The organism is Curvibacter cyanobacteriorum, from assembly GCF_028649475.1.
Lineage (GTDB): Bacteria > Pseudomonadota > Gammaproteobacteria > Burkholderiales > Burkholderiaceae_C > Curvibacter > Curvibacter cyanobacteriorum.
Genome location: NZ_JAQSIP010000001.1, coordinates 162799 through 186803 on the forward strand (window position 1 = coordinate 162799; position 24005 = coordinate 186803).

At 66.7% G+C, this 24005-nt stretch carries 17 protein-coding genes and 1 tRNA gene; 13 read left to right on the forward strand and 5 right to left on the reverse strand.

From position 1 onward, the window contains the following. Positions 1–95: 95 nt before the first annotated feature. The 4 genes from PSQ40_RS00740 (at position 96) to PSQ40_RS00755 (ending at position 4472) form a co-directional block, all read left to right on the forward strand. Positions 96–1955 (forward strand): methyl-accepting chemotaxis protein, encoded by a 1860-nt coding sequence (locus PSQ40_RS00740; protein WP_273947933.1) that lies wholly within the window; start codon positions 96–98, stop codon positions 1953–1955. A 71-nt stretch (positions 1956–2026) separates the two neighbouring features. Next, complete coding sequence (gene tilS, locus PSQ40_RS00745) at positions 2027–2974, forward strand: tRNA lysidine(34) synthetase TilS (protein WP_273947935.1); 948 nt, start codon at positions 2027–2029, stop codon at positions 2972–2974. A gap of 99 nt (positions 2975–3073) precedes the next feature. Further along, entirely contained in the window at positions 3074–4342 is a 1269-nt protein-coding gene (locus PSQ40_RS00750) for an aspartate kinase (RefSeq protein WP_273947938.1), read from the forward strand. Positions 4343–4379: 37 nt separating this feature from the next. Then, a tRNA-Ser gene (locus PSQ40_RS00755) sits at positions 4380–4472 on the forward strand. A gap of 295 nt (positions 4473–4767) precedes the next feature. On the opposite strand, the gene PSQ40_RS00760 is transcribed toward PSQ40_RS00755, so the two are convergent. Then, on the reverse strand, positions 4768–5667 hold the full coding sequence (locus PSQ40_RS00760; RefSeq protein WP_273947945.1) for a LysR family transcriptional regulator: 900 nt from the start codon (positions 5665–5667) through the stop codon (positions 4768–4770). A 175-nt stretch (positions 5668–5842) separates the two neighbouring features. Between PSQ40_RS00760 and PSQ40_RS00765 the strand changes: the two genes are divergently transcribed. Continuing rightward, the gene (locus tag PSQ40_RS00765; RefSeq protein ID WP_273947947.1) at positions 5843–6937 is read left to right on the forward strand and encodes a porin; all 1095 of its coding nucleotides are present in this window, start codon (positions 5843–5845) and stop codon (positions 6935–6937) included. A gap of 733 nt (positions 6938–7670) precedes the next feature. Here PSQ40_RS00765 and PSQ40_RS00770 read toward each other — a convergent pair. The 3 genes from PSQ40_RS00770 to PSQ40_RS00780 all read right to left on the reverse strand — a co-directional run bounded on the left by PSQ40_RS00770 (position 7671) and on the right by PSQ40_RS00780 (position 11307). Continuing rightward, a complete protein-coding gene (locus tag PSQ40_RS00770) occupies positions 7671–8477 on the reverse strand; it encodes a substrate-binding domain-containing protein (protein WP_273947951.1) in 807 nt (268 codons plus the stop codon). A 53-nt stretch (positions 8478–8530) separates the two neighbouring features. After that, positions 8531–9511 (reverse strand): Bug family tripartite tricarboxylate transporter substrate binding protein, encoded by a 981-nt coding sequence (locus PSQ40_RS00775; protein WP_273947953.1) that lies wholly within the window; start codon positions 9509–9511, stop codon positions 8531–8533. 353 nt (positions 9512–9864) lie between these two features. Then, a complete protein-coding gene (locus tag PSQ40_RS00780; protein WP_273947954.1) occupies positions 9865–11307 on the reverse strand; it encodes an aminotransferase-like domain-containing protein in 1443 nt (480 codons plus the stop codon). Positions 11308–11435: 128 nt separating this feature from the next. Between PSQ40_RS00780 and PSQ40_RS00785 the strand changes: the two genes are divergently transcribed. The 5 genes from PSQ40_RS00785 to PSQ40_RS00805 all read left to right on the forward strand — a co-directional run bounded on the left by PSQ40_RS00785 (position 11436) and on the right by PSQ40_RS00805 (position 17849). Continuing rightward, a complete protein-coding gene (locus tag PSQ40_RS00785; protein ID WP_273947955.1) occupies positions 11436–12719 on the forward strand; it encodes a hydroxymethylglutaryl-CoA reductase, degradative in 1284 nt (427 codons plus the stop codon). Between the two features lie 102 nt (positions 12720–12821). Next, positions 12822–13814, forward strand: coding sequence for a Bug family tripartite tricarboxylate transporter substrate binding protein (locus PSQ40_RS00790; RefSeq protein WP_273947957.1), 993 nt, complete (start codon positions 12822–12824; stop codon positions 13812–13814). 101 nt (positions 13815–13915) lie between these two features. After that, on the forward strand, positions 13916–14839 hold the full coding sequence (locus PSQ40_RS00795) for a hydroxymethylglutaryl-CoA lyase (protein WP_273947958.1): 924 nt from the start codon (positions 13916–13918) through the stop codon (positions 14837–14839). 583 nt (positions 14840–15422) lie between these two features. Continuing rightward, on the forward strand, positions 15423–17138 hold the full coding sequence (locus PSQ40_RS00800; protein WP_273947960.1) for a methyl-accepting chemotaxis protein: 1716 nt from the start codon (positions 15423–15425) through the stop codon (positions 17136–17138). A gap of 195 nt (positions 17139–17333) precedes the next feature. Next, positions 17334–17849, forward strand: coding sequence for an SRPBCC family protein (locus PSQ40_RS00805; RefSeq protein ID WP_273947961.1), 516 nt, complete (start codon positions 17334–17336; stop codon positions 17847–17849). Between the two features lie 61 nt (positions 17850–17910). Here the strand turns inward: PSQ40_RS00805 and PSQ40_RS00810 are convergent, their stop codons facing one another. After that, on the reverse strand, positions 17911–18837 hold the full coding sequence (locus PSQ40_RS00810; protein ID WP_273947963.1) for a LysR family transcriptional regulator: 927 nt from the start codon (positions 18835–18837) through the stop codon (positions 17911–17913). A gap of 519 nt (positions 18838–19356) precedes the next feature. Between PSQ40_RS00810 and PSQ40_RS00815 the strand changes: the two genes are divergently transcribed. Genes PSQ40_RS00815 through PSQ40_RS00825 form a run of 3 tightly spaced genes read left to right on the forward strand, consistent with a single transcriptional unit; the run spans position 19357 to position 23982 of the window. Further along, positions 19357–20664 carry a dicarboxylate/amino acid:cation symporter gene (locus PSQ40_RS00815; protein ID WP_273947966.1) on the forward strand — a complete coding sequence of 436 codons (1308 nt, stop codon included), beginning with the start codon at positions 19357–19359 and terminating at the stop codon, positions 20662–20664. A gap of 57 nt (positions 20665–20721) precedes the next feature. Then, positions 20722–22608: a sensor histidine kinase gene (locus tag PSQ40_RS00820; protein WP_273947969.1), complete on the forward strand. Its 1887-nt coding sequence runs from the start codon at positions 20722–20724 to the stop codon at positions 22606–22608. A gap of 30 nt (positions 22609–22638) precedes the next feature. Next, positions 22639–23982 (forward strand): sigma-54-dependent transcriptional regulator, encoded by a 1344-nt coding sequence (locus tag PSQ40_RS00825; RefSeq protein ID WP_273947970.1) that lies wholly within the window; start codon positions 22639–22641, stop codon positions 23980–23982. Positions 23983–24005: the final 23 nt, after the last annotated feature.

Genomic DNA, 24005 nt, shown 5'->3' on the forward strand with positions numbered 1-24005 from the left:
TCTTTGGGGTTTCGCCATGCCTGGGTTGACGTTTTGTTTCAATCTCGGCATAACGCTTGCGTGTAGCCCGCTTCATCCCCACAACGAGGAACGACATGGCCCTCCTGAAAACGCTGCGCGGACAAATCTTGCTGGCATCGGTCGGCAGCTTGGTGGTCGGTTTGCTGGCCCTGACCCTGGCCAATTACTTCACGACCCGCAGCCGGGTCCTGGCCACCCTGACGGAGGACAGTCAGACGACGGTCCGAAGTCACGCGCAGACCATCGAGGAGTGGGTCAAGGCCCGGGCCCTGTTGGTGAAGGCCTCTGCGGCCCTGGTTGACGAGCCAGAGCCTGCCAAATCCTTGCTGCTGATCCAGAACGCCGGTGAGTTTGCCGATGCCTACCTGGGTTTTGCCGACAAGCACTACGTGTTCGGCAAGCCTGCCAACTTGCCGCCAGGTTACGACCCGACGGCGCGGCCCTGGTACCAGCAGGCGGCCGAGGCGGGCAAGGCGGTGGTCACGCCGCCCTACGTGTCCGCGTCCGACCAGCAGCTGGTGGTGACCTTTGCCGAGCCCATCCTGGCGGGCGGCAAGCTCAAGGCCGTGGCCGCTGGCGACGTGTCCATGCAGGCCGTGGTGGCCAATGTGCGGTCGATCAAACCCACCCCGTCGAGCTTCGCCTTTTTGGCCAGTGCCGATGGCAAGGTCATGGCCCACCCCGATGCAGGCCTGACCCTCAAACCGGTCTCGGACATCGCGTCGGGCCTGTCGGGCGAGGTGCTGCAGAAGGCGCTGGGGGCTCGGGAACTGCTGCCGGTGTCCATCGGTGGGCGCGACCGACTGCTGACTGTGGCCCCGGTGGCGGGCACGTCGTGGCGGCTGGTGTTGGCGCTGGACGAGTCCGAAGCCATGGCCGCCAGCCGCAGCCTGTTGACCTCGTCGCTGCTGGCCAGTGCCGTGGTGCTGGTGGCGGCCACCCTCTTGCTGGGCTGGCGCCTGTCCAGCCGCCTGGCGCGTCTGAGTCAGTTGCGCGACGCGATGCGCGAAGTCAGCTCGGGCGATGGCGATCTGTCGCGCCGCATCGACACCTCGGGCCACGATGAGCTGGCCGACATCGCCACCAGCTTCAACAGCTTTGCGGGCAAGTTGTCGGTGGTGCTGGCGCAGATCCGTGACGCCAGCGGATCGGTGCGTCTGGCGGCCGAGGAGATCGCCACAGGCAACCAAGACCTGAGCAGCCGCACCGAGTTGACCGCTTCGAGCCTCGAAGAAACCTCCAGCTCCATGCAGCAGTTGACCGACACGGTGCGCGGCAATGCCGAGGCCACCTTGCAGGCCAACCAACTGGTGGCGCAGGCGTCGACGGTGGCGGAGCAGGGCGGTTCGGTGGTCGGCCAGGTGGTGCAGACCATGGAGCAGATCAATGCCGCCTCGAAGAAGATTGCCGACATCATCGGCGTCATCGACGGCATCGCCTTCCAGACCAACATCCTGGCCTTGAACGCCGCCGTTGAGGCTGCGCGCGCCGGCGAACAAGGGCGCGGCTTTGCCGTGGTGGCCGGCGAGGTGCGCCTGCTGGCCCAACGCAGTGCCCAGGCCGCACGCGAGATCAAGGACCTGATCTCCACCTCGGTGGACCGGGTCGACGAGGGGGCCCGTCTGGTGCAAAACGCGGGCAGCACCATGCATGACATCGTCACCGCGGTGCAGCGCGTGGCCCGCATCATGGCTGAGATCCAGAGCGCCACCAGCGAGCAGAGCAACAGCATTGGCGAGATCAGCCAGGCCGTGAACCACCTCGACCAGATGACCCAGCAAAACGCGGCCCTGGTCGAGCAAAGTGCGGCTGCGGCGTCCAGCCTCAAGGACCAGTCGGTGCGCCTGTCCAGCGTGGTGGGCGAGTTCAAGCTGGCCCAGCACGATGAAGCCCTGCGCGCGGCCCCCCAGCTACAGCTCAGCGCGCAGCGTTGACGGTGGTCTGGCGCGCGTCACCTTGACAGGGGGCGCCCGGGCGGGGCCAGGGCTGCTATAAACCCCTGCCCATGACCCACCCATTCGATGCCGCTGTCGCGGCTTTTTCGCCCACCTTGCCGCTTGGCGTGGCCTTCAGCGGCGGCGCGGACTCCAGTGCCCTGTTGCTGGCCTGTGCCCGGCGCTGGCCGGGCCAGGTGCACGCCGTGCATGTGCACCATGGGTTGCAGGCCGCGGGTGATGACTTTGCCGCCCACTGCGCCGCGGTGTGCGCGCGTTGGCAAGTGCCCCTGGTGCAGCGCCGCGTGGACGCCCGCCATGCCCCGGGTGACAGCCCCGAGGACGCGGCCCGCCAAGCCCGCTACCGTGTCTTTGATGAAGTGCTGCAGCAGGAGTGGCAGGCCTTGGGCATCCGCACCGTGGCCCTGGCCCAGCATGCCGATGACCAGGTCGAGACCCTGCTGCTGGCCCTGTCCCGCGGCGCGGGCTTGCCTGGCCTGGCCGCCATGCCGGCGCGCTGGCAGCGCAGTGGGGTGACTTTTGAGCGTCCCTTGCTGGGCCTGCCCGGCCAGGTGTTGCGCGACTGGCTGCAGGCACAGGGCGAAATCTGGATCGAAGACCCCAGCAACCAAGACCTGCGCTACACGCGCAACCGCATCCGCCATCAGTTGCTGCCCGCCCTGCAGGCGGTGTTCCCGCAGCACCGCGACACGCTGGCACGCAGCGCGCGCCACGCGGCCCAAGCGCAGGGCCTGCTGCTGGAGCTGGCCGAGGAGGATTTGAAGCGCGTGGGCCATCCCCCCGCCATTGCCTTGCTGCAAGGTCTCAGCGCGGCGCGCCAGGCCAATGTGCTGCGCCATTGGTTGCGCCAGGCGCATGGCTGCATGCCCAGTGAGGTGCAGCTCAAGGAACTGCTGCGCCAGGTGCAGGCCTGCACCACGCGCGGGCACCGCATCGAGCTCAAAGTTGGGCGCGGCCAGGTGCTGCGCGAGGGGGGCGTGCTCGGTTGGTACAATTAGCAGGTTTTGGTTCCCACTTTTTGCACGAAAACGGGCGGCGCACCAAAACGACTTTGCAACCTGCGCCGCTGATTCCGAGTTTCGTACCCCGACACACCAATGGCATTGATCGTTCACAAATACGGCGGCACGTCCATGGGCTCGCCCGAGCGCATCCGCAACGTGGCCAAGCGCGTCGCCAAATGGGCCCGCGCCGGCCACCAGATGGTGGTGGTTCCGAGCGCCATGAGCGGCGAAACCAACCGCTTGCTGGCCTTGGCCAAAGAGCTGGCTCCGTCCAAGTCTTCGGCCGCCTACAACCGCGAGTTGGACATGCTGGCCGCCACCGGCGAGCAAGCCTCGTCGGCCTTGCTGGCCATTGCGCTGCAAGCCGAAGGCATGGAGTCGGTCAGCTACGCTGGCTGGCAGGTGCCCATCAAGACCAACAGCGCTTTCACCAAAGCCCGCATCGAATCCATTGACGACGACCGCGTGCGCGCCGACCTGGCTGCAGGCAAGGTGGTGGTCATCACCGGCTTCCAGGGTGTGGACGAAGAAGCCAACGTCACGACCCTGGGCCGTGGCGGCAGCGACACCTCGGCCGTGGCCGTGGCCGCGGCCATGAAGGCGTCGGAATGCCTGATCTACACCGATGTGGACGGCGTGTACACCACCGATCCGCGCGTGGTGCCCGAAGCCCGTCGCCTGCACACCGTGAGCTTTGAAGAAATGCTCGAGATGGCCTCGCTGGGCTCCAAGGTGCTGCAGATTCGCTCGGTCGAATTCGCCGGCAAATACAAGGTGCCGCTGCGCGTGCTGTCGAGCTTCACCCCGTGGGACATTGACATCAACGAAGAAGCCAAGTCCGGCACGTTGATCACTTTTGAGGAAGACGAAAAAATGGAACAAGCCGTCGTATCCGGCATCGCGTTCAACCGTGACGAAGCCAAGGTTTCTGTGCTGGGCGTGCCCGACAAGCCGGGCATCGCGTACCACATCCTGGGCGCTGTGGCCGATGCCAACATCGAAGTCGACGTGATCATCCAGAACATCAGCAAAGACGGCAAGACCGACTTCAGCTTCACCGTGCACCGTGGCGAATACGCCCGCACCGTTGAGCTGCTGAACACCAAGGTGCTGCCCAGCCTGGGCGCCGCTGAAGTGGTGGGCGACACCAAGATCTGCAAGGTCAGCATCGTCGGTATCGGCATGCGCAGCCACGTCGGTGTGGCCAGCAAGATGTTCCGCAGCCTGTCGGAAGAGGGCATCAACATCCAGATGATCTCCACCTCCGAAATCAAGACCTCGGTCGTGATCGACGAGAAGTACATGGAGCTGGCCGTCCGTGCCCTGCACAAGGCTTTCGATCTGGATCAGCCAGTTTCCTAAAACGCCCTGAAAATTAGGGCATAATAGCGGAAGTGCTGGAAACGTGACCGAGTGGCCGAAGGTGCTCCCCTGCTAAGGGAGTATGGGGTGTAGAGCCTCATCGAGGGTTCGAATCCCTCCGTTTCCGCCAGCAACTTTCAAAGACGGACCTTCGGGTCCGTTTTTCGTTGGTGCCCTTCAACATCTCTGCCACCAAAAAGTGCATGGTTGACTGTTGGTACCGGGGGGCTTCATTTCATCCCTTCGTTTCTCATCAGAGTGGGCATGAGGGGCGCCAGGTAACGCCGAGTTTTTGTGGGGCGGCCAAGAAGGCACTTCCGCACTGCGCCCCCTCAAGCCCACCAACTGGGAACTCGGTTTGCGCTGTCCGCCCAGGTGCCTGACCCCCGTTGTTCTGTGTTGATTTGGCCTCGAACGCTCACCCCTCACACCGCCCGAATCGCCTGCACCAGCAAATCTGCCAGAGCCTGGGCTTCCGGGTGCAGCCTGGCCCCCTTGTGCACGATCAGGCCCAATGTGCGGGACACCTTGGGGTCGGTCAGGGGCAGGCCCTTGAGCCCTGACTCGAGCGGGCCTTGCAGGGCGAGGGCGGGCAAGACGGCCGCGCCCAGGCCTGCGGACACCAGGCTCAGCGCACCGGTGACGTGGTTGACCTCGTAGCCGATGCTGGGGCGCATGCCGGTGCGGGCGATGGCGCTGTCGATCAACAGGCGGTTGCCGCTGCTGCTGGACACCGCAATCAGGGGTTCTTTGAGCAGGGTGCGCCACGACACGCTGCGGCGGCGGGCCAGGGCGTGGTCCTGGGGCACCACCACCACGTAGTCTTCGGCACGGATGGGTTGAAAGTCCAGATCGGCTTCCTGGCTGCCCAGAAAGTTCACACCGAAATCGGCATGGCCGTGCAGCACGCTGTCGAGCACGGTCTGGGCGCTTTCATCGATGATCTTCACGCGCACCCCTTCGTACAGGCGGCGGTAGTGGGCCAGCACCATGGGCAGCACATGGTGGGCGACCGATGGCACGCAGGCCACGGTGACCTTGCCCGTGCGGGCCAGGGCGCGTGCCTCCAGGCCCTGGTAGGCCAGGCGCAGTTCCTCCATCACGATCTGGGCGTGCGCCTGCAGCTGACGGCCCTCGTCCGTCAGGGCCACGCGGCGCGTGGTGCGCTGGAACAGTTGGCACTTGAGCTCCTGCTCCAGCTTCTCGATGCGGCGGCTCAAGGCCGGTTGCGAGATGAACAGGCTGTCGGCCGCGGCCTTGAAACTGGATCTCTCGGCCACCGCCAGGAAGGCCTGCAGCTCGCCTAATTCAATATTGATGCGCATGACACATTTATAAATCAAATTAATGCAATTGAATAAGTGTGTGACAGACCGCATCATGGCGGCGCTTTCCCGTCAGGGATCCCTGGTCCTGTCCGTTGGTGGCAGAGCGCGGTGGGGCGCCAAGTCGGCGCAGTGCATTCAACTAAACGATTTCCCGGGAACCGAGGAGACTTGCATGAAGAACAAAAATGGCGTGCCCAGTTGGGCTATTCGTACCCTGCCGGCGCTGCTGATGGGGCTGTTGGCTTCGGGGCATGGGCTGGCGCAGAGCAGTGCGGTGGTCTACGGCATCATGGATGCCGGTGTGCGCAGCACTTCGGGCATGTCCCCCGCCAATGTGCGCTCCGTTGGCAATGCCAGCATGATCAACAGTGGCATCAACACGACCAGCCGACTGGGGTATCGGGGCACCGAGGATTTGGGGGGCGGCTTGCAGGCCCTGTTCTTCCTGGAGTCCGGGTTGAACATCAACAGCGGTGCAACTTCCAGCAGCACCAAGTTCTTTGACCGTGGGGCGTACACCGGTTTGAAGGGCGGCTTTGGGACCCTGACGATTGGACGCCAGAACACCCTGCTGGCCGATGCGGTCTCGCCAGTCGATCCCCTGGCCACCCGCTTTGCCAGCCTGAACTCCAATGTCGCCATCTCGGCCCTCAGCGCCCACCAACTGGGCACGGAGTACGGCGCCTCGGGCTCCAGCACGGGCAGCTACCGACTCGACAATTCCTTGAAGTACGCCTACGGCTTTGGCAAGACCACGGCGCGCGTGATGCATGCTTTTGGCAACCAATCGGACAGCAACAGCAAGCTGTCTTCGACCGGGGTCAGCATCGATTACCGAGGCGCAGATTGGCAGGGGGTGCTGGCGTACACCGAGTTCAAGACGGTCACCGGTCTCAGCCTCAAAGGCTATGTCAGTGGCGTGGCGGTGCCCGTGGGCGCGGGCAGCCTGAAGCTGACTTACAGCGGGCACACCGCCAACACCACGGCCACGGCCAAAACGCGCAACCAAGTGTTGGGCTTGGGTGGCACCTGGCCGCTGACCCCGCAGATTGATCTGGTGGTGGGGCACTACCAGGTCAATCGCTCCCGCTCGGCTGCAGCCGATGATGGCTACAACCGCACCATCGCTTTCCTGGAGTACAAGCTGTCCAAGCGGTCGCTGGTGTACCTGGAGGCCGATTCCACCCGTTGGAAGAAGGACTACTTGGGGGCTGGCCTGGATGGCCGCAGCACGGGTCTGTCGCTGGGCATGAAGCACAGCTTCTGACAGGTTTGACGCCAGCGCTCCCAGGCGCTGGCGGTTCATTCCAGTCGCTGGGCCGGGGCAGACCGGCCAACTCCGCTGGTCGGGCCTACCCTGGCAGGCGCTGAGGCGTTGGGGCCCTCTGTCCAGTGTCTGCTCAGGGGGTCACGGCGCCGGCGCCCTAGGGCGCGCGCCCGGTCTGCCGCAAGCAGCCGTTCCCAACGCTGGCGTGGCGGTGGCTGCACCGGTCTTGATGCCCCGTCCTGCGGGGCCTGTGGCGATGGCCGCCGACCCTGTCCAGGCGGCCGGGTGCGGCGGGCCGGTGGGGTGCTTCGTCCCCAGCACATCTTCCGCGCACCTTCTGCGTACCCTCAACGTCTCGTCATCTGCCATGCGCTCCGGTGTCCGGAAGGCGTTTGGCGGGTTGTGATCTCCCGCATCCTTTCCTCGCGCCTGACGGGCTCGTGGGCCGCCCTCCTGATCCTGGCGGAGGCCGTCTGCATGGGGGGCTGATCTCTTGTGGCTTGGCTGCCAGGACGGTCCTGGACCCCTTGTTGCTTTGGCGGGGCCGTCACCGCGGGGCCTCACTTGACCGGAGCGGCTGTGGCCGGTTGGCACGCCTGGGCCCCTCGTGCGAGCCCAGCTCGGGGAGGCTGGTTGGAGGGGGCGGCCTGGCCGCTTGCCCGCCCACCAAAAAAAGCCCCTGAACCGCTGGAGCGGTCAGGGGCTGAGCCAGGGCAGGGCGGTGGCTAAAAGCTTACTTGGCGTTGTTGGCGGGCTCCATGCCGGTGCTGCGCACGATGCCGGCCGCTGCGGGGGCTGCCAGGTACCGGATCAGGTGGCGGGCGGCTTCGGGCTCCTTGGCGCCGGTGGCCAGGCCGGCCGAGAAGAACACGCGTTGCTGCACTTCATCGGGCAGGGCGCCCACGTAGTCCAGTTCCTTGAACGGCAGCAGTTCGCTGACCTGTTGGAAGCCGATCTCGGCCTCACCGCGCAGCACCACGGCGCCCACGCGCTCGCTGTAGATCTTCTTGGCCTTGTCCTTGACCTGATCGGCCACCCCCAGGCGCTGGAACAGCTCGGTGGACAGGTAGGTGCCGCTGGCGCTGGCCGAATAGGCGATGGACTTGGCGTTCAGCAGGGTCTGCTTGAGTGCGTCCACCGTGCTGATGTCGGGCTTGGGCGTGCCCTTGCGCACGCTCATGCCGATCATCGAGCGGGCCAGGTCAACGCGGCTGCCCGCTTGTACCTTGCCTTGTTGGGTCAGTGCGTCGAGCCCGGCGTCAGCCAGGATCACGATGTCAAACTGCTCGCCGCGTGCCAGTCGGCTGGGAATCGAGTCGGGTGCGTTGCCAATCGAGGCGCCGCGGGCCGTCACCACCTTGTGGCCGGTGGCTTGTTCGTACAGTGGAATCAACTGGTCGTAGGCGGCCGAAAAGCCGCCCGAGGTCACCACGCGGATTTCCGCTGCGCTGGCAGCCAGGCTGGCGCCCAGTGCCAAACCCAGGGCGGTCACGAGGGCCAGGCGACGGCTGATGCCGGTGAAAGTGCGATGCAGTGTCATGTCGAGTCTCCTATTGATTTTGGTGTCAGGTGAAGTGGGCCGCAGCTCGGGGCTCAATCGGCCGTGATCTTGCGTTCGCGGATGACGCGACCCCATTTGGCGTACTCGGACGCGATGAAGCGGCCCAGCTCGTCGCGGGTGCCTGGTGCCGGGCTCTGACCATGCTTGAGCAGGCCTTCCTTCACTTCGGGGGTGTTCAGCACTTTGACGATTTCGGTGTTCCAGCGGTCCAGCAGGGGCTTGGGCGTCTTGGCCGAGGCCACAAAGGCGTACCAGTTGGTGGCGTTGAAGCCCGGGTAGGTTTCGGCCACGGTCGGGACGTTGGGCAAGTAGGCCGGGCGGGTCAGGCCGGTGGTGGCCAGCGGGATCAAAGCGCCGCTCTCGATGTGCGGCAGGGCTGTCGGCGGTGCCGCATAGAAGGCGGCCACGCGGCCACCCAGCACGTCTTGCAGCGCGGGTGCGCCACCCTTGTAGGGGACGTGCACGGTGTCGATGCCCGCGATGTCATTGAGCAGTTCACCGGCCAGGTGGGCTGCCGAACCCGAGCCGGTCGAGGCGTACTCGATGCTGTTGGGCTTCTTCTTGGCTTGTGCCACCAGTTCGGGCAGTGACTTGATCTTGGTGCCTGCGTGCACCACCAGCACGTTGGGGAAGTTCACGCCCATGGACACCGGTGCCAGGTCCTTGAGCGGGTCGTAGTTCACCTTCATCAGGTGGGGGGCGATGGCCAAGGGGCCGATCGAACCAAACAGCAACACGCTGCCATCTGCCGCGCCGTTGGCCACTTGCTGGTGCGCCACGTTGCCGCCTGCGCCGGGCTTGTTCTCCACCACCACGCTTTGGCCGATGTTCTCGCCCAGCTTCTTGGCGATCAGGCGCGCCGCGGTGTCGGCCGAGCCGCCCGCCGCGAAGCCCACCACAATCGTCACCGGCTTCTTGGGCGGGAAGTCAACCGCCTGGGCCTGGGCCAGGGTGGCCGCCAGCGGCAGCAGGGTGAGCGAGGCCGTGGCCTGCAGGAAATGTCGTTTATTCATGGTCAAGTCTCCAGAGTCCCAGGAACCGTCCTGGCAGCAGCAAGGCGCGGATGGTAGGCGGTTTGCAATAGTCTGTATATTGCATATGTCTGACTGACTGATGTGTTTGATGCATTAATTTGGTGTGGGCAACGGAGCCCCGCTGGGCCCACCGTGGACGCGGCGGAGATGGCCTGGTGGTCTGGCGGTGGTGGCTCTCCGCTGGGGGGCCTGACCCAGGGTGCCGCAGGGCTGGCACGAGCGCAGCGCCATTCGCGCGCGGTGCTGGCCTGTGCCCGTGGCAACTGTGCGGGTGCCGTGGCGCGGTGATCCTGGGCCGTCGGCACCGTTGGGCCGCCATGACCCGGCAGCCGTCAGCGCGGTGTGGGGCGACTGGCGTCCAATTGAAGCAAGGCGTTCTTCAGGGCGTGGCTGAAGCGCGGGTCCATCACGGCCCCCACGTTGTAGCGGGACCACGGCGAGGCCGCTGCGGTGTCCACACTGAAGATCCTGCCCGGCGCCAGCCGGATGTTCTGAGGCAGCAAGGCCTGGGCCAACGCCATGGAGTCCGCCACGCCGGGCAGCGTGGCCCACAGGTAAAGCGACTGGGCGTTCTTGGCAAAGATCTGGGCGCCGACCGACTCGAACAGCGCCCGTGCGCCCTCGGTGGCCTCACCCAGCCGGGCGCGCAAACGGGTCAGGTGGCGCTGGTAATGGCCCTCGCTCAGCATGACGTCAACAGTGCGTTCGCAGTACTCCGAACTGCTGACATGGATCAGCGCCTTCAGGTCGGCCAGGTCGCTGGCCAGGTCGGCGCCACAGGCGATGAAGCCCACGCGCAGCGCAGCCGAAAACGACTTGGAGAAGCTGCCGATGTAGATCGTGCGCTCGAGTTGGTCCAGGGCCGCCAGGCGGGGTGACGAGGTGGGTTTGAAGTCGGCCAGCGGATCGTTTTCCACGATCAGCAGGTCGTACTTCTGGGCCAGTTGCAAAACCCTGAAGGCCTTGGCCGCCGACAGGTCTGAGCCGGTCGGGTTGTGGGCCAGCGATTGGGTGAAGAACAGGCGTGGCCGCTGGGTGATCAGCAGCTGTTCCAGGGCCTCGAGGTCGGGTCCGTCGGGCAGGCGGGGCACCCCCAACACCTCCGCGCTGGCCAGCTTCAGTTTGCCAAACAGGGGGTAGTAGCCGGGGTCGTCGACCAGCACCTTGCCGCCGGGGGGCACAAAGTAGCGGATGACGATGTCCATGGCCTCGTTGGCACCGTGGGTCAGCACGATCTGCCGTGGCTCCGCCCCAATGCCAAAGTCGGCCAGCTTGCGCACCAGGTGCTCGCGCAGTGGCGCGTAGCCGAACCGGCTGCCGTAGCGGAACAGCGACCCCAGCCCGGTGCGCACCACCTTCTGGTGGTACTTGTCCAGGCGCACATCGGCCAGCCACTCGACCGGCGGAAAGCCATCGGCCACGGCCAGGGCCCCTGGTTCGGCTTTGAGTTGCTCACGCATCAGCCAGACGATGTCGACCGCGCGGCCCAGGTTGCCTGCCTCGTCGTCGGCGGCTTTGGCCGGCGGTTTGTCGACCACAAAGTAGCCGGCCCCACGCCGTGGCTCGATCAGCCCGCGCGACACCAGCAACTCGAACGCGGTGACGACCGTGTTCTTGGCGTACTTGTGCAGCGCGGCCATCTCGCGCAGCGAGGGCAGCTTGTCGCCCACCCGGTAGGCACCGTCGCGGATCTGTCGTTCGATGGCGTTGGCGACGGTGGTGGGCAAGTTGCCTTGGCGGGTGCGGCGCTGGGGGAGGCTTCCGTCAGGGGTCATGGCTCAAGGTGGGGCGGGTGGTTGATGGGCACCAAGCGATCTGTTTGGCCAAACTGTACCTTTTTAAATGGGTACAGCGTCAGTACAGTTTACCCATTCCGTATCCATTACTCCGCTGACAGACGTTCATGATTGACTCCCGACTTCCCAATTTCAGATCCCTGACGCCGGCCCAGCGCCTGGCCCACATCGCCCGTGTCACAGGGCTGTCCGAGGCCGATGTGGCCTTGATCAGCCAGCCCGGGGCGCTGTCGGTCGACCGGGCCAACGGCATGATCGAGAACGTCGTCGGCACCTTTGAGCTGCCGCTGGGCATGGGTGGCAACTTCCAGATCAATGGCCGTGATGTGTTGGTCCCGATGGTGGTGGAAGAGCCCTCGGTGGTGGCTGCGGCCTCGTTCATGGCCAAGCTGGCGCGCGAGTGCGGTGGCTTTGAAACCTCGAGCACCGGGCCGCTGATGCGCGCACAGGTGCAGGTGCTGGGCATCACCGACCCCTACGGTGCGCGCCTGGCGCTGTTGAAACACCGTGATGAGATCCTGCGCGTGGCCAACAGCCGCGACAAGGTGCTGATTGGCTTGGGGGGCGGCTGCCGTGACATCGAGGTCCATGTGTTCCCCGACACGGCGCGCGGCCCGATGGTCGTCATGCACCTGATCGTGGATGTGCGCGACGCGATGGGCGCCAACACCGTCAACACCATGGCCGAATCGGTGTCGCCACGGGTCGAACAGCTCACGGGCGGCACCGTGCGGCTGCGCATCCTGTCCAACTTGGCCGACCTGCGCCTGTCGCGGGCCCGGGTGCGCCTGACCCCCGCGGTGCTCCAGACGGCCGAGCGCAGCGGCGAAGACATCATCGAAGGCGTGCTCGATGCCTACACCTTTGCCGCCATCGACCCCTACCGCGCCGCCACCCACAACAAGGGCATCATGAACGGCATCGACCCCGTGATCGTGGCCACCGGCAACGACTGGCGCGCGGTCGAAGCGGGCGCCCATGCCTACGCCAGCCGCAGTGGCCGCTACACCTCGCTGACCACATGGGAGAAAGACACCCAGGGTGCGCTGGTGGGCACGATCGAAATGCCCATGCCCGTGGGCCTGGTGGGCGGTGCCACCAAGACGCACCCGCTGGCGCAGTGGTCACTCAAGGTCATGGGGGTCGAGTCGGCCCAAGCCCTGGGTGAGGTGGCGGTGGCGGTGGGCCTGGCGCAGAACCTGGGGGCCTTGCGTGCACTGGCCACCGAAGGCATCCAACGCGGTCACATGGCGCTGCACGCCCGCAACATCGCGCTGGTCGCGGGGGCCACTGGCGACGAGATCGACACCGTGGCCAAGCGCATGGCGGCCGAGCACGACGTGCGCACCGACCGCGCCCTGGCGCTGTTGGCCGAACTGCGCGGCGCCTGAGCCGCGACCGGCGCGCCAGGGCCGCCGGCCTGGGCGTTGCCACACCGCATTTTTCATCACCCCTTGCCCGCGAACCCCACCATTCCAACGGAGACTCTTCACATGACCCCCATTCAGTTCAAGCGCCGCACGGTGCTCGCATCCCTCGGTGCTTCGGTGCTGTCGTCGGCCGTCACCCCGGCACTGGCCCAGAGCCCGGCCTACCCGAACCGCCCGATCAAGATCATCGTGCCCTGGGCGGCCGGGGGCGGTGGCGATGTGATCGTGCGCCTCATGGGCACCAGCCTGCAAAAGCGCCTGGGCCAGGCCATCGTGGTCGACAACCGACCCGGTGCGGTGGGCACCATCGGCAGCTTGGCCGCGGCGCGCAGCCCGGCCGACGGCTACACCCTGGTGTACGGCGGCATGGAGTCGCACACCATTGCGCCGCAGGCCATGAAGAAGGCGCCTTACGACCCGCGCAAGGACTTTGTGGCGATCGCCCCGCTGGGCTTTTTCCCGGCTGCGCTGGTGGTCAGTGCCTCGCACCCGGCCAAGACCCTGAACCAGTTCCTGCTGATGGCCAAGGACGCCAAGACCCCCATGAGCCTTGGCTCCTGGAGCACCGCCACCTCGGGCCACCTGATGATGGAAGCCCTCAAGGAAGCCAAGGGTGTGGACCTGCTCCATGTGCCCTACAACGGCACCGCGCCGCTGCTGCAGGCGCAGTTGTCGCAGCAGGTGGACTGTTCGATCAATGTGCTGTCGACGGTCGAGCCCCACATCCGCAACGGCGCCCTGCGGGTGCTGGCCGTGTCCATGCCCCAGCGCCTGCCGGAGTTCCCGGACGTGCCGACCCTGAAAGAGCTGGGCCTGAACGTGGAACGCGGCCCCTGGGTGGGCATCTTTGGCCCGGGTGGTTTGCCGGCCGATGTGCTGGCGCGGGTGCACGAGGCGGTGGACGCCACCCTCAAAGAGCCCGCCATCGTCGAGCAGACCAAGAAGATGTTCTTTGTGGTCGAGCACATGGAGCAGCGCGCCTACCAAAACTTCTACCTCAGCGAGATCGACCGCTGGGGCCAGTACATCAAGACCGCCAAGATCGCCATCGAGTGAGTGAACAGGGCGCCGTGTCTGGGCATGGCGCCAACCCATTCGACCCTGGGTGGCCTGCCGCGTCAGCGCCTCGGGTCGGTACGCCAGCCCCTTGAGATGCCATGAGCGAAACCATCAAAATTGTCGAAGTCGGTCCCCGCGACGGCTTGCAGAACGAGCCGCAACCCGTCTCCGTGGAGACCCGCTTGGGTCTGGTCGAACGGCTGGCGACGGCGGGCGTCCGCCACATCGAAGCGGCGTCCTTTGTCTCCCCCAAGTGGGTCCCGCAGATGGCCGGCAGCGCGGAGCTGATGCGGCGCGTGCCGCGTCAGCCAGGGTTGCACTACAGCGTGCTCACCCCCAACCTCCAGGGCTTGGAGGCCGCGTTGGCGGCCGGCTGTGACGAGGTGGCCGTCTTTGGGGCGGCCTCCGAGGCGTTTTCCCAGCGCAACATCAATTGCTCGATCAGCGAGAGCCTGGCGCGTTTTCGTGCGGTCATCGAGAGGGCGCGCCAGCACCCGCTGCGCGTGCGCGGCTATGTGTCCTGCGTCCTGGGGTGTCCTTACGAGGGGCCCGTGGCGCCTCGCCAAGTGGCCGAAGTGGCGCTCAGGTTGAGCGAGATGGGGTGCCATGAAATCTCGCTGGGCGACACCATCGGGCGTGGCAACCCCGACACCACGAGGCGCATGTTGGAGGCCTGCCTGGCCGTCCTGCCGGCATCCCGGTTGGCGGGCCACTACCACGACACCTACGGTCTGGCGCTCGCCAACGTGGTGGCGTCACTGGAGTTGGGGCTGCGCACCTTTGACAGCGCCATCGCCGGACTCGGTGGATGCCCGTATGCCGCGGGGGCCTCTGGCAATGTGGCAACCGAGGAGCTGGTGTACCTGATGCACAGCCTGGGCCACCAGACCGGCATCGACCTGCCCAAGCTGGTGGACGCAGGGGCTTACATCTGTGCGGCATTGGGGCGCGAAACCGGTTCGCGCGTGGCTCGGGCCCTGGCCCGTCGCGCTGCCAGCGCCCCGGGGGCCGTGGCCTGCTGAGGGGCCGAGATTGCCCCTTCCCCTGTGCCACGGTCGGGGGCCGATGGGGGCTTGCCCTGCGACGGCGCAGAGCATCCCGGTCAGCCGACATGGCGGTCGATTCAACGCCCGGCTGGGAAAGACCGCCACGCCAGGGCCCCCGCGGGCCTGGTCGCTGGCGGCCGCTTCAGCGCCAGCGGGCGCTGGCTTGGTGGGCGCATGCGTGGCCTCCCGCCAGCCGACAGGCCTTGCAGGCTGGTTGCCAGCCCGCTGCGGATGCGGTGCTTGGGCGGCCTCCGTCTGGCGTCAGCACGCTTGACCGCCGCCCGACGTCGATGTGTTTCATTGATCGGCACCGCTATGGTGCTTTGTTGCGCTTGAATGCACCAAAACTTTCCAAATATGTGACTTCTGGCCTTGATGCACCAAAAGTAATATATTTTGCGCACAGGGAGTGTGCATAAAAGACAAAGGACAGGGCCTTGGGCGGTGAATCGAATCAATCGACAGACGGATTGACGACCTCATCCACCCAGCGACCCAAGCCGGTGGCCTCTCCCTGATTCGAGCGAACAGACACGCCCATGTTTGGGGGAGAGAGACCATGAAATCCATTCGACAGATGACCCTTGCGCTCCTGCTCACCATGGTGGTGGCAGCAGCAGCCTTGGCGTTCGCCTTGTACCAAGTCGGTCGGGCCAATGACGCGGTGGCTCAGGTCAATGAACTGCGCTACAACTCCTACCTGCTGGCCGACGAGTTGCGACAGAGCTCGGACGACCTGACCCGCCTGGCGCGCACCTATGTGGTGTCGGGCGACGAGGTCTATGAGCGCCAGTACTTTGAGTTGCTCGACATCCGCAATGGCAAGCGGCCCCGGCCCAAGGCTTACGAGCGCATCTACTGGGACTTTCGGGCTGCCGGCCTGGACCCGGCACGGGGCACCGATGCCGCTGTGCCCCTGCAGGAGCTCATGAAACGGGCCGGCTTCACCGACGCCGAGTTCGCCAAGCTCAAAGAGGCCCAGGACAACTCCAACGACCTGGTCAACACCGAAACGGTCGCCATGAACCTGATCAAGGGACGCCTGGCCGATGGCAAGGGCGGTTTCACCACCGTGGGCGCACCGGACCCGGCCCAGGCCCGGGCCCTCATGCATGACCTGGCCTACCACCAGGCCAAGGCCAAGATCATGAAGCCGGTCGACGAGTTCTTTGCCTTGCTCGACCAGCGCACGGCGGGGGCCGTGGCCCAGGCCAACGAAGCCAAAAGCTTTTGGTACGCCGTGCTGGTGATCGTGGCCTTGCTCAATGTGCTGGCGGCCACGCTGGGCCTGCTGCTGTTCCGCCACCGCCTGATGCAGATGCTGGGGGCCGAACCCCTGGTGGTCAAAAACGTGGCCGACAGCGTGCGCCAGGGCAACCTGACCCAGCCGATCCCGGTGCTGCACGGCGACCAGCACAGCGTCATGGCGGCCATGAAAGCCATGCGTGACCAACTGGAGCAGATCGTCACCAATGTGCGGGGCAACGCCGAAAACCTGGCCAGCGCCAGTGCCCAGATCGCCCAAGGCAACCAGGACCTCAGCGCCCGCACCGAGAGCCAGGCCAGCGCCCTCGAGCAGACTGCCGCGTCGATGGAAGAGCTCAGCAGCACGGTGCGGCACAACGCCGACAGCGCCCGCAGCGCCAATGTGCTGGCCCGCAATGCCTCCGAGGTGGCGGTGCAAGGGGGCGATGTGGTGGGGCAGGTGGTGCACACCATGAAGGACATCAACCAGTCCTCGCGCAAGATCGCCGACATCATCGGGGTCATCGACAGCATCGCGTTTCAGACCAACATCCTGGCCTTGAACGCCGCCGTTGAAGCGGCCCGTGCCGGTGAGCAGGGGCGGGGCTTTGCCGTGGTGGCCAGCGAGGTGCGTGGTCTGGCAGGCCGCAGCGCCGAGGCCGCGCGTGAGATCAAGGCGTTGATCAGCAGCAGCGTCGAGCGCGTCGAAGAGGGCTCGCAGCTGGTCGACCAGGCGGGGCAGACCATGATGACGGTGGTGCAGTCCATCCAGCGTGTGACCGAGATCATGGGGCAGATCAGCGCCGCCAGTGACGAGCAGGCGGCCGGCGTCGCGCAGGTCGGCGAGGCCGTCACCCAGATGGACCAGGCCACACAGCAGAACGCCGCCTTGGTCGAGGAAATGGCCACCTCGGCCCAGCACCTGCGCCACCAGGCCCAGGCTTTGCTGGCGGGGGTGGCGGTGTTCCGCCTGCCGGCGGGTCTGGGGCTGAACTCGCCGCTGTCGCTGGGCCACGCGTCCGCGCACTGAGGCGGCGCCACCGCGTTGGCGCCGGGGCTGCCCGCGGGGGGCCGCGCCGTGTCGCCAGCGCGAGGGCGCTCCGGGTATCAATGCAGTTGATGGGGTGCGTCAGAAAAGGTGATTTCACTTATTTCAGGGGCGGCCGCACCATGAAGGGACTGGCTTGACGCCAGCCCATCCCTTCTTGTTACTGAAACGAATCCCATGAGCGACATCCTCTGGCCCGCAGGCTATGTGCCAGGCTACACCGACAACTTTTGTTCCAACGAAGTCATCGTCACCGGTTTGACGGTGGACGAGGTCTGGCCCTTTCTCAACACCCCGACGCGTTGGCCGACCTACTACGCCAACTCGGCCGACGTCCGCTTCCACGAGGGGCGCGGGCCTGAACTGGCCCCCGGGCTGCGCTTTTATTTCTCGACCTTCGGCTTCCCGGTCGAAGCCCAGGTGGTCGAGCATGTGCCCCCCGTGCCGGGGCAGCCCGCGCGCCTGGCCTGGCATGGTTGGGCCGGGGCGCCTGGGACTGCCGACCGGCTCGATGTTCACCATGCCTGGTTGATTGAAGCCCTGTCAGGCGGGCGCTTGCGCATCCTGACCCAGGAGACCCAATGCGGCCAGCCGGCCGTCGCACTGGCCCAGGCCAAGCCCAACCCCATGATCAACGGCCACCAGGATTGGCTCGAAGGGCTGGTGGCAGCCGCCCGCCAGGCCAAGGCTTGAGCGCGCGACACATCGCCGTGCTGGGCCTGGGGGCGTTGAACCGGGCGGCCGTGGCGCGTCCCTACCGTGCGGTGCACACCGCCTGAAGCGGCAAGCCCTCGCACACCGCGACCAGCTGTTCGCGCACCCAGCGTTGGCGCGGGTCGGTGTGGGTGCGCGCATGCCAGGCCATCACCTTGGTGAAGCCCGCCACCGCCAGCGGCGGCGTCAGCACCGTCAAACCCGGCGTGTCACGCAGCAGGCGCCGGGGCACGGCAGCGACCAGGTCGGTGTCCCTCACCAGGTCCAGCAACATGCCAAAGCTGGGCACCGAGGCCACCACGCGCCGCTGTCGACCCATGGCCGCCAGCGCCTCATCGGTGGCGCCCCGAAAGCCGCCGCCGTCCAGCGACACGATGGCATGGTCCAGCGCGCAGAACTGGTCCAGCGTGAGGGCCGCCTCGCTGGCGGCCGAGTGGCCGGAGCGCATCACACAGACATAGTGCTCTTCGAACAGCGTTCGGCTGTGCAGGTCGGGCGGCGCCATGTCGGGGGTGATCAGGGCCAGGTCCAGCTGGCCCCGCTCCATGAGGTCCAGCAAACCATCGACCCGGGCCTGCACCACGGCCATGCGCACCCCGGGCGCCTGCTGCCTCAGTCGGGCAAGCAGCGGCAGCACCACGGCGCGCAGCGCGTAGTCGGTGGCCGACACCGTGACGGTGAAGTCTGCGCTGGCCGGCTCAAAGGTGTCGGGCTGCAGGGCGGCTTCGATGTCGGCCAGGATCTTTTTGATCGGCGCCTTCAGCGCCAAAGCCCGGGGCGTGGGCGTGATGCCGCGCTGGCTGCGCACGAACAAGGGGTCGTCCAGGGCATCGCGCAGGCGGTTGAGCGTGGCGCTGACCGCCGGCTGGGTGACCGCCAGGCGCTCGGCGGCCTTGGTGACATTGCGTTCGTCGATCAGGGCGTCAAAGGCCTTGAGCAGGTTCAGGTCAAGTTGGCGGAGCTGCATCGTGCGGGCGCGGGCGGTTCAGGGACGGTCGGGGCAGGGCGGGCGGGCTTGGGGCACGGTGACCCGGTGACCGGCACGCCGCTCCAGCGGCTGATTGTCCAGCGGATTGTCCAGTCGCTGGGCCCCGACACGGGCTTCCAGCGGCATCGCCCGCCAAGTCCGCATCGGCACCAGGCGTTCAACGGGCCCCGTTGGTGTCGGGCATGGGCAGGTCGGTCCTGGCGTGTTCGGATTTCCGAACGCCTGGCCGGCCCGCGGGTTCGGTTTTTCGGATGATGGTGCCTCCGGGGCTCAAAAAGTCCTTTGAAATCAAGCCTGTTTTCAAGCTGGCCGACTGGCACGCTCCGTGCAAAACAAGGGGCGGCCGCGCCTGGCGTGGCCCTGAATACCCTGGAGACAAGACCTGATCCGATCCCCGCGAAGCACCCCGGCCCTGGGGCCGTGCGTGTGGGGGATGCAGCCTGGTCGTCAGGGCGTTCCGCCATCCCCGACGACAGATTGCTTCCAACTGAAAACAACATGAAACTCAATCGCTTGACCACCCTGGTCATCCTGGCCATGGTTCTGGGCGTGCTGGTCGGTTACGCCTGCCACGAACTCGCCCCCAGCCCCGAAGCCGCCAAGGAGATCGCAGGCTACTTCGGTATCCTGACCGACATCTTCCTGCGCATGATCAAGATGATCATTGCCCCGCTGGTGTTTGCCACGCTGGCCGCCGGCCTGTCCAACATGGGTGACTCCAAGACCGTGGGCCGCATTGGCAGCCGCGCGGTGGCTTGGTTCCTGGGCGCCTCGCTGGTGTCGCTGGTGCTGGGCCTGGTGGTGGCCAACCTGCTGCAGCCGGGGGCTGCGCTCAGCGTGCCGTTGCCGGACGCTGGCGCCACCACCCAGCTCAAGACGGGTTCGCTGAACCTGCGCGAGTTCATCACCCAGGTGTTCCCCAAGAGCATCGTGGAGTCGATGGCCACCAACTCGATCTTGCAGATCCTGGTGTTCTCGCTGTTCTTTGGCCTGGCCTTGGGCCACCTGCACAACCAGGCGGCGCGTTCGCTGGTGGCCACGCTCGACGAGGTGGTGCATGTGATGCTGAAGGTCACCGACTACGTGATGCGCTTCGCCCCGGTGGGGGTGTTTGGTGCCGTGGCCGGGGCCATCACCACGCAGGGCATCGGCATGCTGAGCGTGTTCGGCCGCTTCATGCTGAGCTTCTACCTGGCCCTGGCCGCGCTGTGGCTGGTGCTGATCTTCGCGGGCTACCTGGTGCTGGGCCGTGACGTGTTCCGCCTGGTCAAGCTGGTGCGCACGCCGATGCTGATTGGCTTCTCCACCGCCAGCAGCGAATCGGTCTACCCCAAGCTGATGGAGCAACTGGAGAAGTTCGGTGTCAGCCCGCGCGTGACCGGCTTTGTGCTGCCGCTGGGTTACTCGTTCAACCTCGACGGCTCGATGATCTACACCACCTTCGCGGCCATCTTCATCGCCCAGGCCTACGGCATCGACATGCCGCTGAGCGCCCAGATCACCATGCTGCTGGTGCTGATGGTGTCGAGCAAGGGCATCGCGGGCGTGCCGCGTGCCTCGCTGGTGGTGGTGGCCGCCGTGCTGCCGATGTTCAAGCTGCCCGAAGCCGGTGTGCTGCTGATCCTGGGCATCGACCACTTCCTGGACATGGGCCGCACCATGACCAATGTGCTGGGCAACGCGATCGCCACCGCCGTGGTGGCCAAGTGGGAGGGCGCCATTTCGCCGGTGGACCCGGCCCTGGCCGACGCCGAAGAAGCCCTGCCCGTCGAGGGTGACGACAGCGTGGCCCCGGCCCGCGCCTGAGGCACAGCCCCCGCCGTGGGGGGCTGGCGGCACTGCTACCATTCTCTGTTGCCGCCCATGCCCCCACGATCTTTACCGCGCGCCCTGCGCCTGTTGCCTGCGTTGCTCCTGCTGCTGGCCCTGATGGGCCTGAGCGGGGTGGCGGCCTACCAGATCGCGCAGCGCCTGGGCCTGGCGGACGTGCAGGCCACCGGCCTGCACCGGCTGGAGCTGTACGCGGCCAGCCTGGAGCGCGAGATTGGCAAGTACGCGTTCCTGCCCGGCACCCTGGCCTTGCAGGCCGAGGTGCTCGAGCTGCTGACCCAGCCCGCCGGGCGCCTGTCACCGAACCGCGTCAACGCCTACCTGGAGCAGCTCAACGACCGCGCGGGCACGCTGGCCATCTACGTCATCAATCCCCAGGGCCAGGTCATGGCCACCAGCAACTGGCGCCGCGCCGACAGCTACCTGGGCGAAAACCTGTCCTTCCGACCGTATTTCCGCGAGGCCATGGCCAATGCCAACGGCCGCTTCTTCGGCATTGGCACCACGCGTGGCGAACCCGGTTATTACCTGGCCTCGACCCTGGTGGATGCACGCGGCACCCAGGGCGTGGCGGTCATCAAGGTCAGCCTGGACCAGCTGGAGCAGTCCTGGACCACGGTCGAGGCCCCGGTGCTGGTCAGTGACGAAAACGGGGTCGTCATCCTGGGCTCGGTGCCGGACTGGAAGTTCACCACCTTGCGCCCGCTCGACGAGGCCACCCGCAAGGCCTTTGACCAGACCCAGCAGTACAACCGCCGCGCCCTCAAGCCGCTGGGCCTGCGCGAACTGCGCGAGCTGGACCACGGTGCGCGCCTGGTCAGCATCGCCAAGGAGCGGCCCGAGATGGTGTCGGTCTACCCGGTGGCAGGGCGTTTTCTGGCCCAGTCGCGCAGCCTGCCGGGCACGCCCTGGACGTTGACCGTGCTGTCGCACCTGGAGCAGGTCGACGAGATCGCCCAGAGCCACGCCCTGATCGCCTTGATCGGTGCGGCCTTGCTGTGTGTGCTGGGGGTGATGCTCAACGAGCGTCGCCGCCACCTGAAAGACCGCCTCGCGGCGCGTGAAGCGCTGCAGGCCGCGCACGACGAGCTCGAACGCAAGGTCGAGCAGCGCACCGCCGACCTGTGGGCCAGCAACCACCGCCTGCAGGCCGAGGTGGCCGAGCGCACCCGCACCGAGGCGCACCTGCGGGCCACCCAGGACGAGCTGGTGCAGGCTGGCAAGCTGGCCGCCATTGGCCAGCTCTCCACCGGCATTGCCCACGAACTGAACCAGCCCCTGACCGCCTTGCGCACCCTGTCGGGCAACAGCCTGCGCTTTCTGGAGCGTGGCGACCTGGCCACCACCCGCACCAACCTCGAACGCATGGCCCAGTTGGCCGACCGCATGGGCCGGATCACCGGGCAGCTGCGTTCGTTTGCCCACAAGTCGCCCGCAGCGCGGCGCCCGGTGCCGCTGGACCAGGCGCTGGACAACGCGCTGGCGGTGCTGGAGTCCCGCCTCATCGAGACCCGGGCCGAGTTGCAGCGCGAGGTCGAATCCCCCAGCCCGGTGGCGCTGTGCGATGGCAACCGGCTGGAGCAGGTGCTGATCAACCTGATCGGCAATGCCCTCGATGCGGTGCAGCGCGACGAGCGCCCGCGCCTCGAGATCCGCTGCCACCACCGGGGCGACCGGGTGGGCGTGCAGGTGCGCGACCATGGCCCAGGCCTGGCCGAAGCGGTGCAGGCGCACCTGTTCGAGCCCTTCTTCACCACCAAGGAGGCCGGCGTGGGCCTGGGCCTGGGCCTGGCCTTGTCGGCCGGCATCGTGCGCGAGTTTGAAGGCAGCCTCAGCGGCGCCAACCACCCCGACGGCGGGGCGGTGTTCACGCTCGAGCTGCCCCGTGCGCCCGAGGGGGCCGCCCCCGGGCTCGGCTAAGCTGCGCCCTTGACCACACCGCCACGCACCATGACCGAGCCGCTCAAAGTCCTGATCATCGAAGACGACCCCGACATCGTGCTGGGTTGCGAGCAGGCGCTGCAACTCGAAGGCATCGCCTGCGACAGCGTTGGCAGTGCCGAGGCGGCCCGGCGCCGGCTGGGGCCTGACTTTGCGGGCATCGTGGTGAGCGACATCCGCCTGCCGCGCTGCGACGGCCTGACCTTCATGCGCGAACTGCTGGCGCAGGACCCCGAGTTGCCCGTGGTGCTGATCACTGGCCACGGCGACATCGCGATGGCGGTGCAGGCCATGAAGGACGGTGCCCACGACTTCATTCAGAAGCCCTTTGCGCCCGAAAGCCTGGTGGGCGCCGTGCGCCGTGCGCTGGACAAGCGCCGCCTGGTGCTGGAGGTGCGCGCGCTGCGCCGCCAGCTGGCACAGCGCGATGCCATCGAGGGCCAGTTGCTGGGCCAATCGGCCAGCATGCAGCGCCTGCGTCAGCGCCTGAGTGGCCTGGCCAGCAGCGCGGCCGATGTGTTGATCCAGGGGGAAACCGGCACCGGCAAAGAGCTGGTGGCGCGCTGCCTGCACGCCGCCAGCCCGCGCCGCCACGCCCACTTTGTGGCCATCAACTGCGGCGGCCTGCCTGAGACCTTGTTTGACAGCGAAATTTTTGGCCATGAAGCCGGTGCCTACACCGGGGCCGCCAAGAAGCGCATCGGCAAGATCGAGCACGCCAACGGCGGCACCTTGTTCCTCGACGAGATCGAGAGCATGCCCCTGGGCATGCAGATCAAGCTGCTGCGCGTGCTGCAGGAGCGCACCCTGGAGCGCCTGGGCTCCAACACCCTGATCCCCATCGACTGCCGCGTGATCGCGGCCACCAAGACCGACCTGCTGGCGCTGTCAGACCAGGGCGGCTTCCGGGCGGACCTGTACTACCGGCTGAGTGTGGCCACCCTGGACCTGCCACCGCTGCGCGAGCGGCGCGAGGACATTGCCTTGCTGTTCGAGCACTTTGCCTTGCAAGGTGCGGCGCGGCATCAGCGGCCGGGGCCGGAGGTCAGCGCCGAACGCCTGCGCCAACTCATGGCCTACCACTGGCCGGGCAATGTGCGCGAACTGCGCAACGTGGCCGAACGCTGTGTGCTGGGCATCGAGTCCGGTTCGCCACCGTTTGCCAGCAGCGACGGTCCGGCCACGGCACAGCCCCTGGCCGGCACCGTCGAAGCCTTTGAGCGCGCGCTGATTGCCGACGCCTTGCGCCGCCATGGCGGCAGCCTGGCCCGCAGCGCCGAGGCCCTGGGGGTGGCCAAGACCACGCTGCACGACAAGATCCGCAAACACGGGCTGGACCAGGGCCCGGCCTGAGTGTGGCCTGAGCTTGGCCTGAG

What these genes read in the sequence shown, in the direction of transcription:
- PSQ40_RS00740 (WP_273947933.1), top strand. Translation starts at nt 96, where the DNA reads ATGGCCCTCCTGAAAACGCTGCGCGGACAAATCTTGCTGGCATCGGTC.
- tilS (WP_273947935.1), top strand. Translation starts at nt 2,027, where the DNA reads ATGACCCACCCATTCGATGCCGCTGTCGCGGCTTTTTCGCCCACCTTG.
- PSQ40_RS00750 (WP_273947938.1), top strand. Translation starts at nt 3,074, where the DNA reads ATGGCATTGATCGTTCACAAATACGGCGGCACGTCCATGGGCTCGCCC.
- PSQ40_RS00760 (WP_273947945.1), bottom strand. Translation starts at nt 5,667, where the DNA reads ATGCGCATCAATATTGAATTAGGCGAGCTGCAGGCCTTCCTGGCGGTG.
- PSQ40_RS00765 (WP_273947947.1), top strand. Translation starts at nt 5,843, where the DNA reads ATGAAGAACAAAAATGGCGTGCCCAGTTGGGCTATTCGTACCCTGCCG.
- PSQ40_RS00770 (WP_273947951.1), bottom strand. Translation starts at nt 8,477, where the DNA reads ATGACACTGCATCGCACTTTCACCGGCATCAGCCGTCGCCTGGCCCTC.
- PSQ40_RS00775 (WP_273947953.1), bottom strand. Translation starts at nt 9,511, where the DNA reads ATGAATAAACGACATTTCCTGCAGGCCACGGCCTCGCTCACCCTGCTG.
- PSQ40_RS00780 (WP_273947954.1), bottom strand. Translation starts at nt 11,307, where the DNA reads ATGACCCCTGACGGAAGCCTCCCCCAGCGCCGCACCCGCCAAGGCAAC.
- PSQ40_RS00785 (WP_273947955.1), top strand. Translation starts at nt 11,436, where the DNA reads ATGATTGACTCCCGACTTCCCAATTTCAGATCCCTGACGCCGGCCCAG.
- PSQ40_RS00790 (WP_273947957.1), top strand. Translation starts at nt 12,822, where the DNA reads ATGACCCCCATTCAGTTCAAGCGCCGCACGGTGCTCGCATCCCTCGGT.
- PSQ40_RS00795 (WP_273947958.1), top strand. Translation starts at nt 13,916, where the DNA reads ATGAGCGAAACCATCAAAATTGTCGAAGTCGGTCCCCGCGACGGCTTG.
- PSQ40_RS00800 (WP_273947960.1), top strand. Translation starts at nt 15,423, where the DNA reads ATGAAATCCATTCGACAGATGACCCTTGCGCTCCTGCTCACCATGGTG.
- PSQ40_RS00805 (WP_273947961.1), top strand. Translation starts at nt 17,334, where the DNA reads ATGAGCGACATCCTCTGGCCCGCAGGCTATGTGCCAGGCTACACCGAC.
- PSQ40_RS00810 (WP_273947963.1), bottom strand. Translation starts at nt 18,837, where the DNA reads ATGCAGCTCCGCCAACTTGACCTGAACCTGCTCAAGGCCTTTGACGCC.
- PSQ40_RS00815 (WP_273947966.1), top strand. Translation starts at nt 19,357, where the DNA reads ATGAAACTCAATCGCTTGACCACCCTGGTCATCCTGGCCATGGTTCTG.
- PSQ40_RS00820 (WP_273947969.1), top strand. Translation starts at nt 20,722, where the DNA reads ATGCCCCCACGATCTTTACCGCGCGCCCTGCGCCTGTTGCCTGCGTTG.
- PSQ40_RS00825 (WP_273947970.1), top strand. Translation starts at nt 22,639, where the DNA reads ATGACCGAGCCGCTCAAAGTCCTGATCATCGAAGACGACCCCGACATC.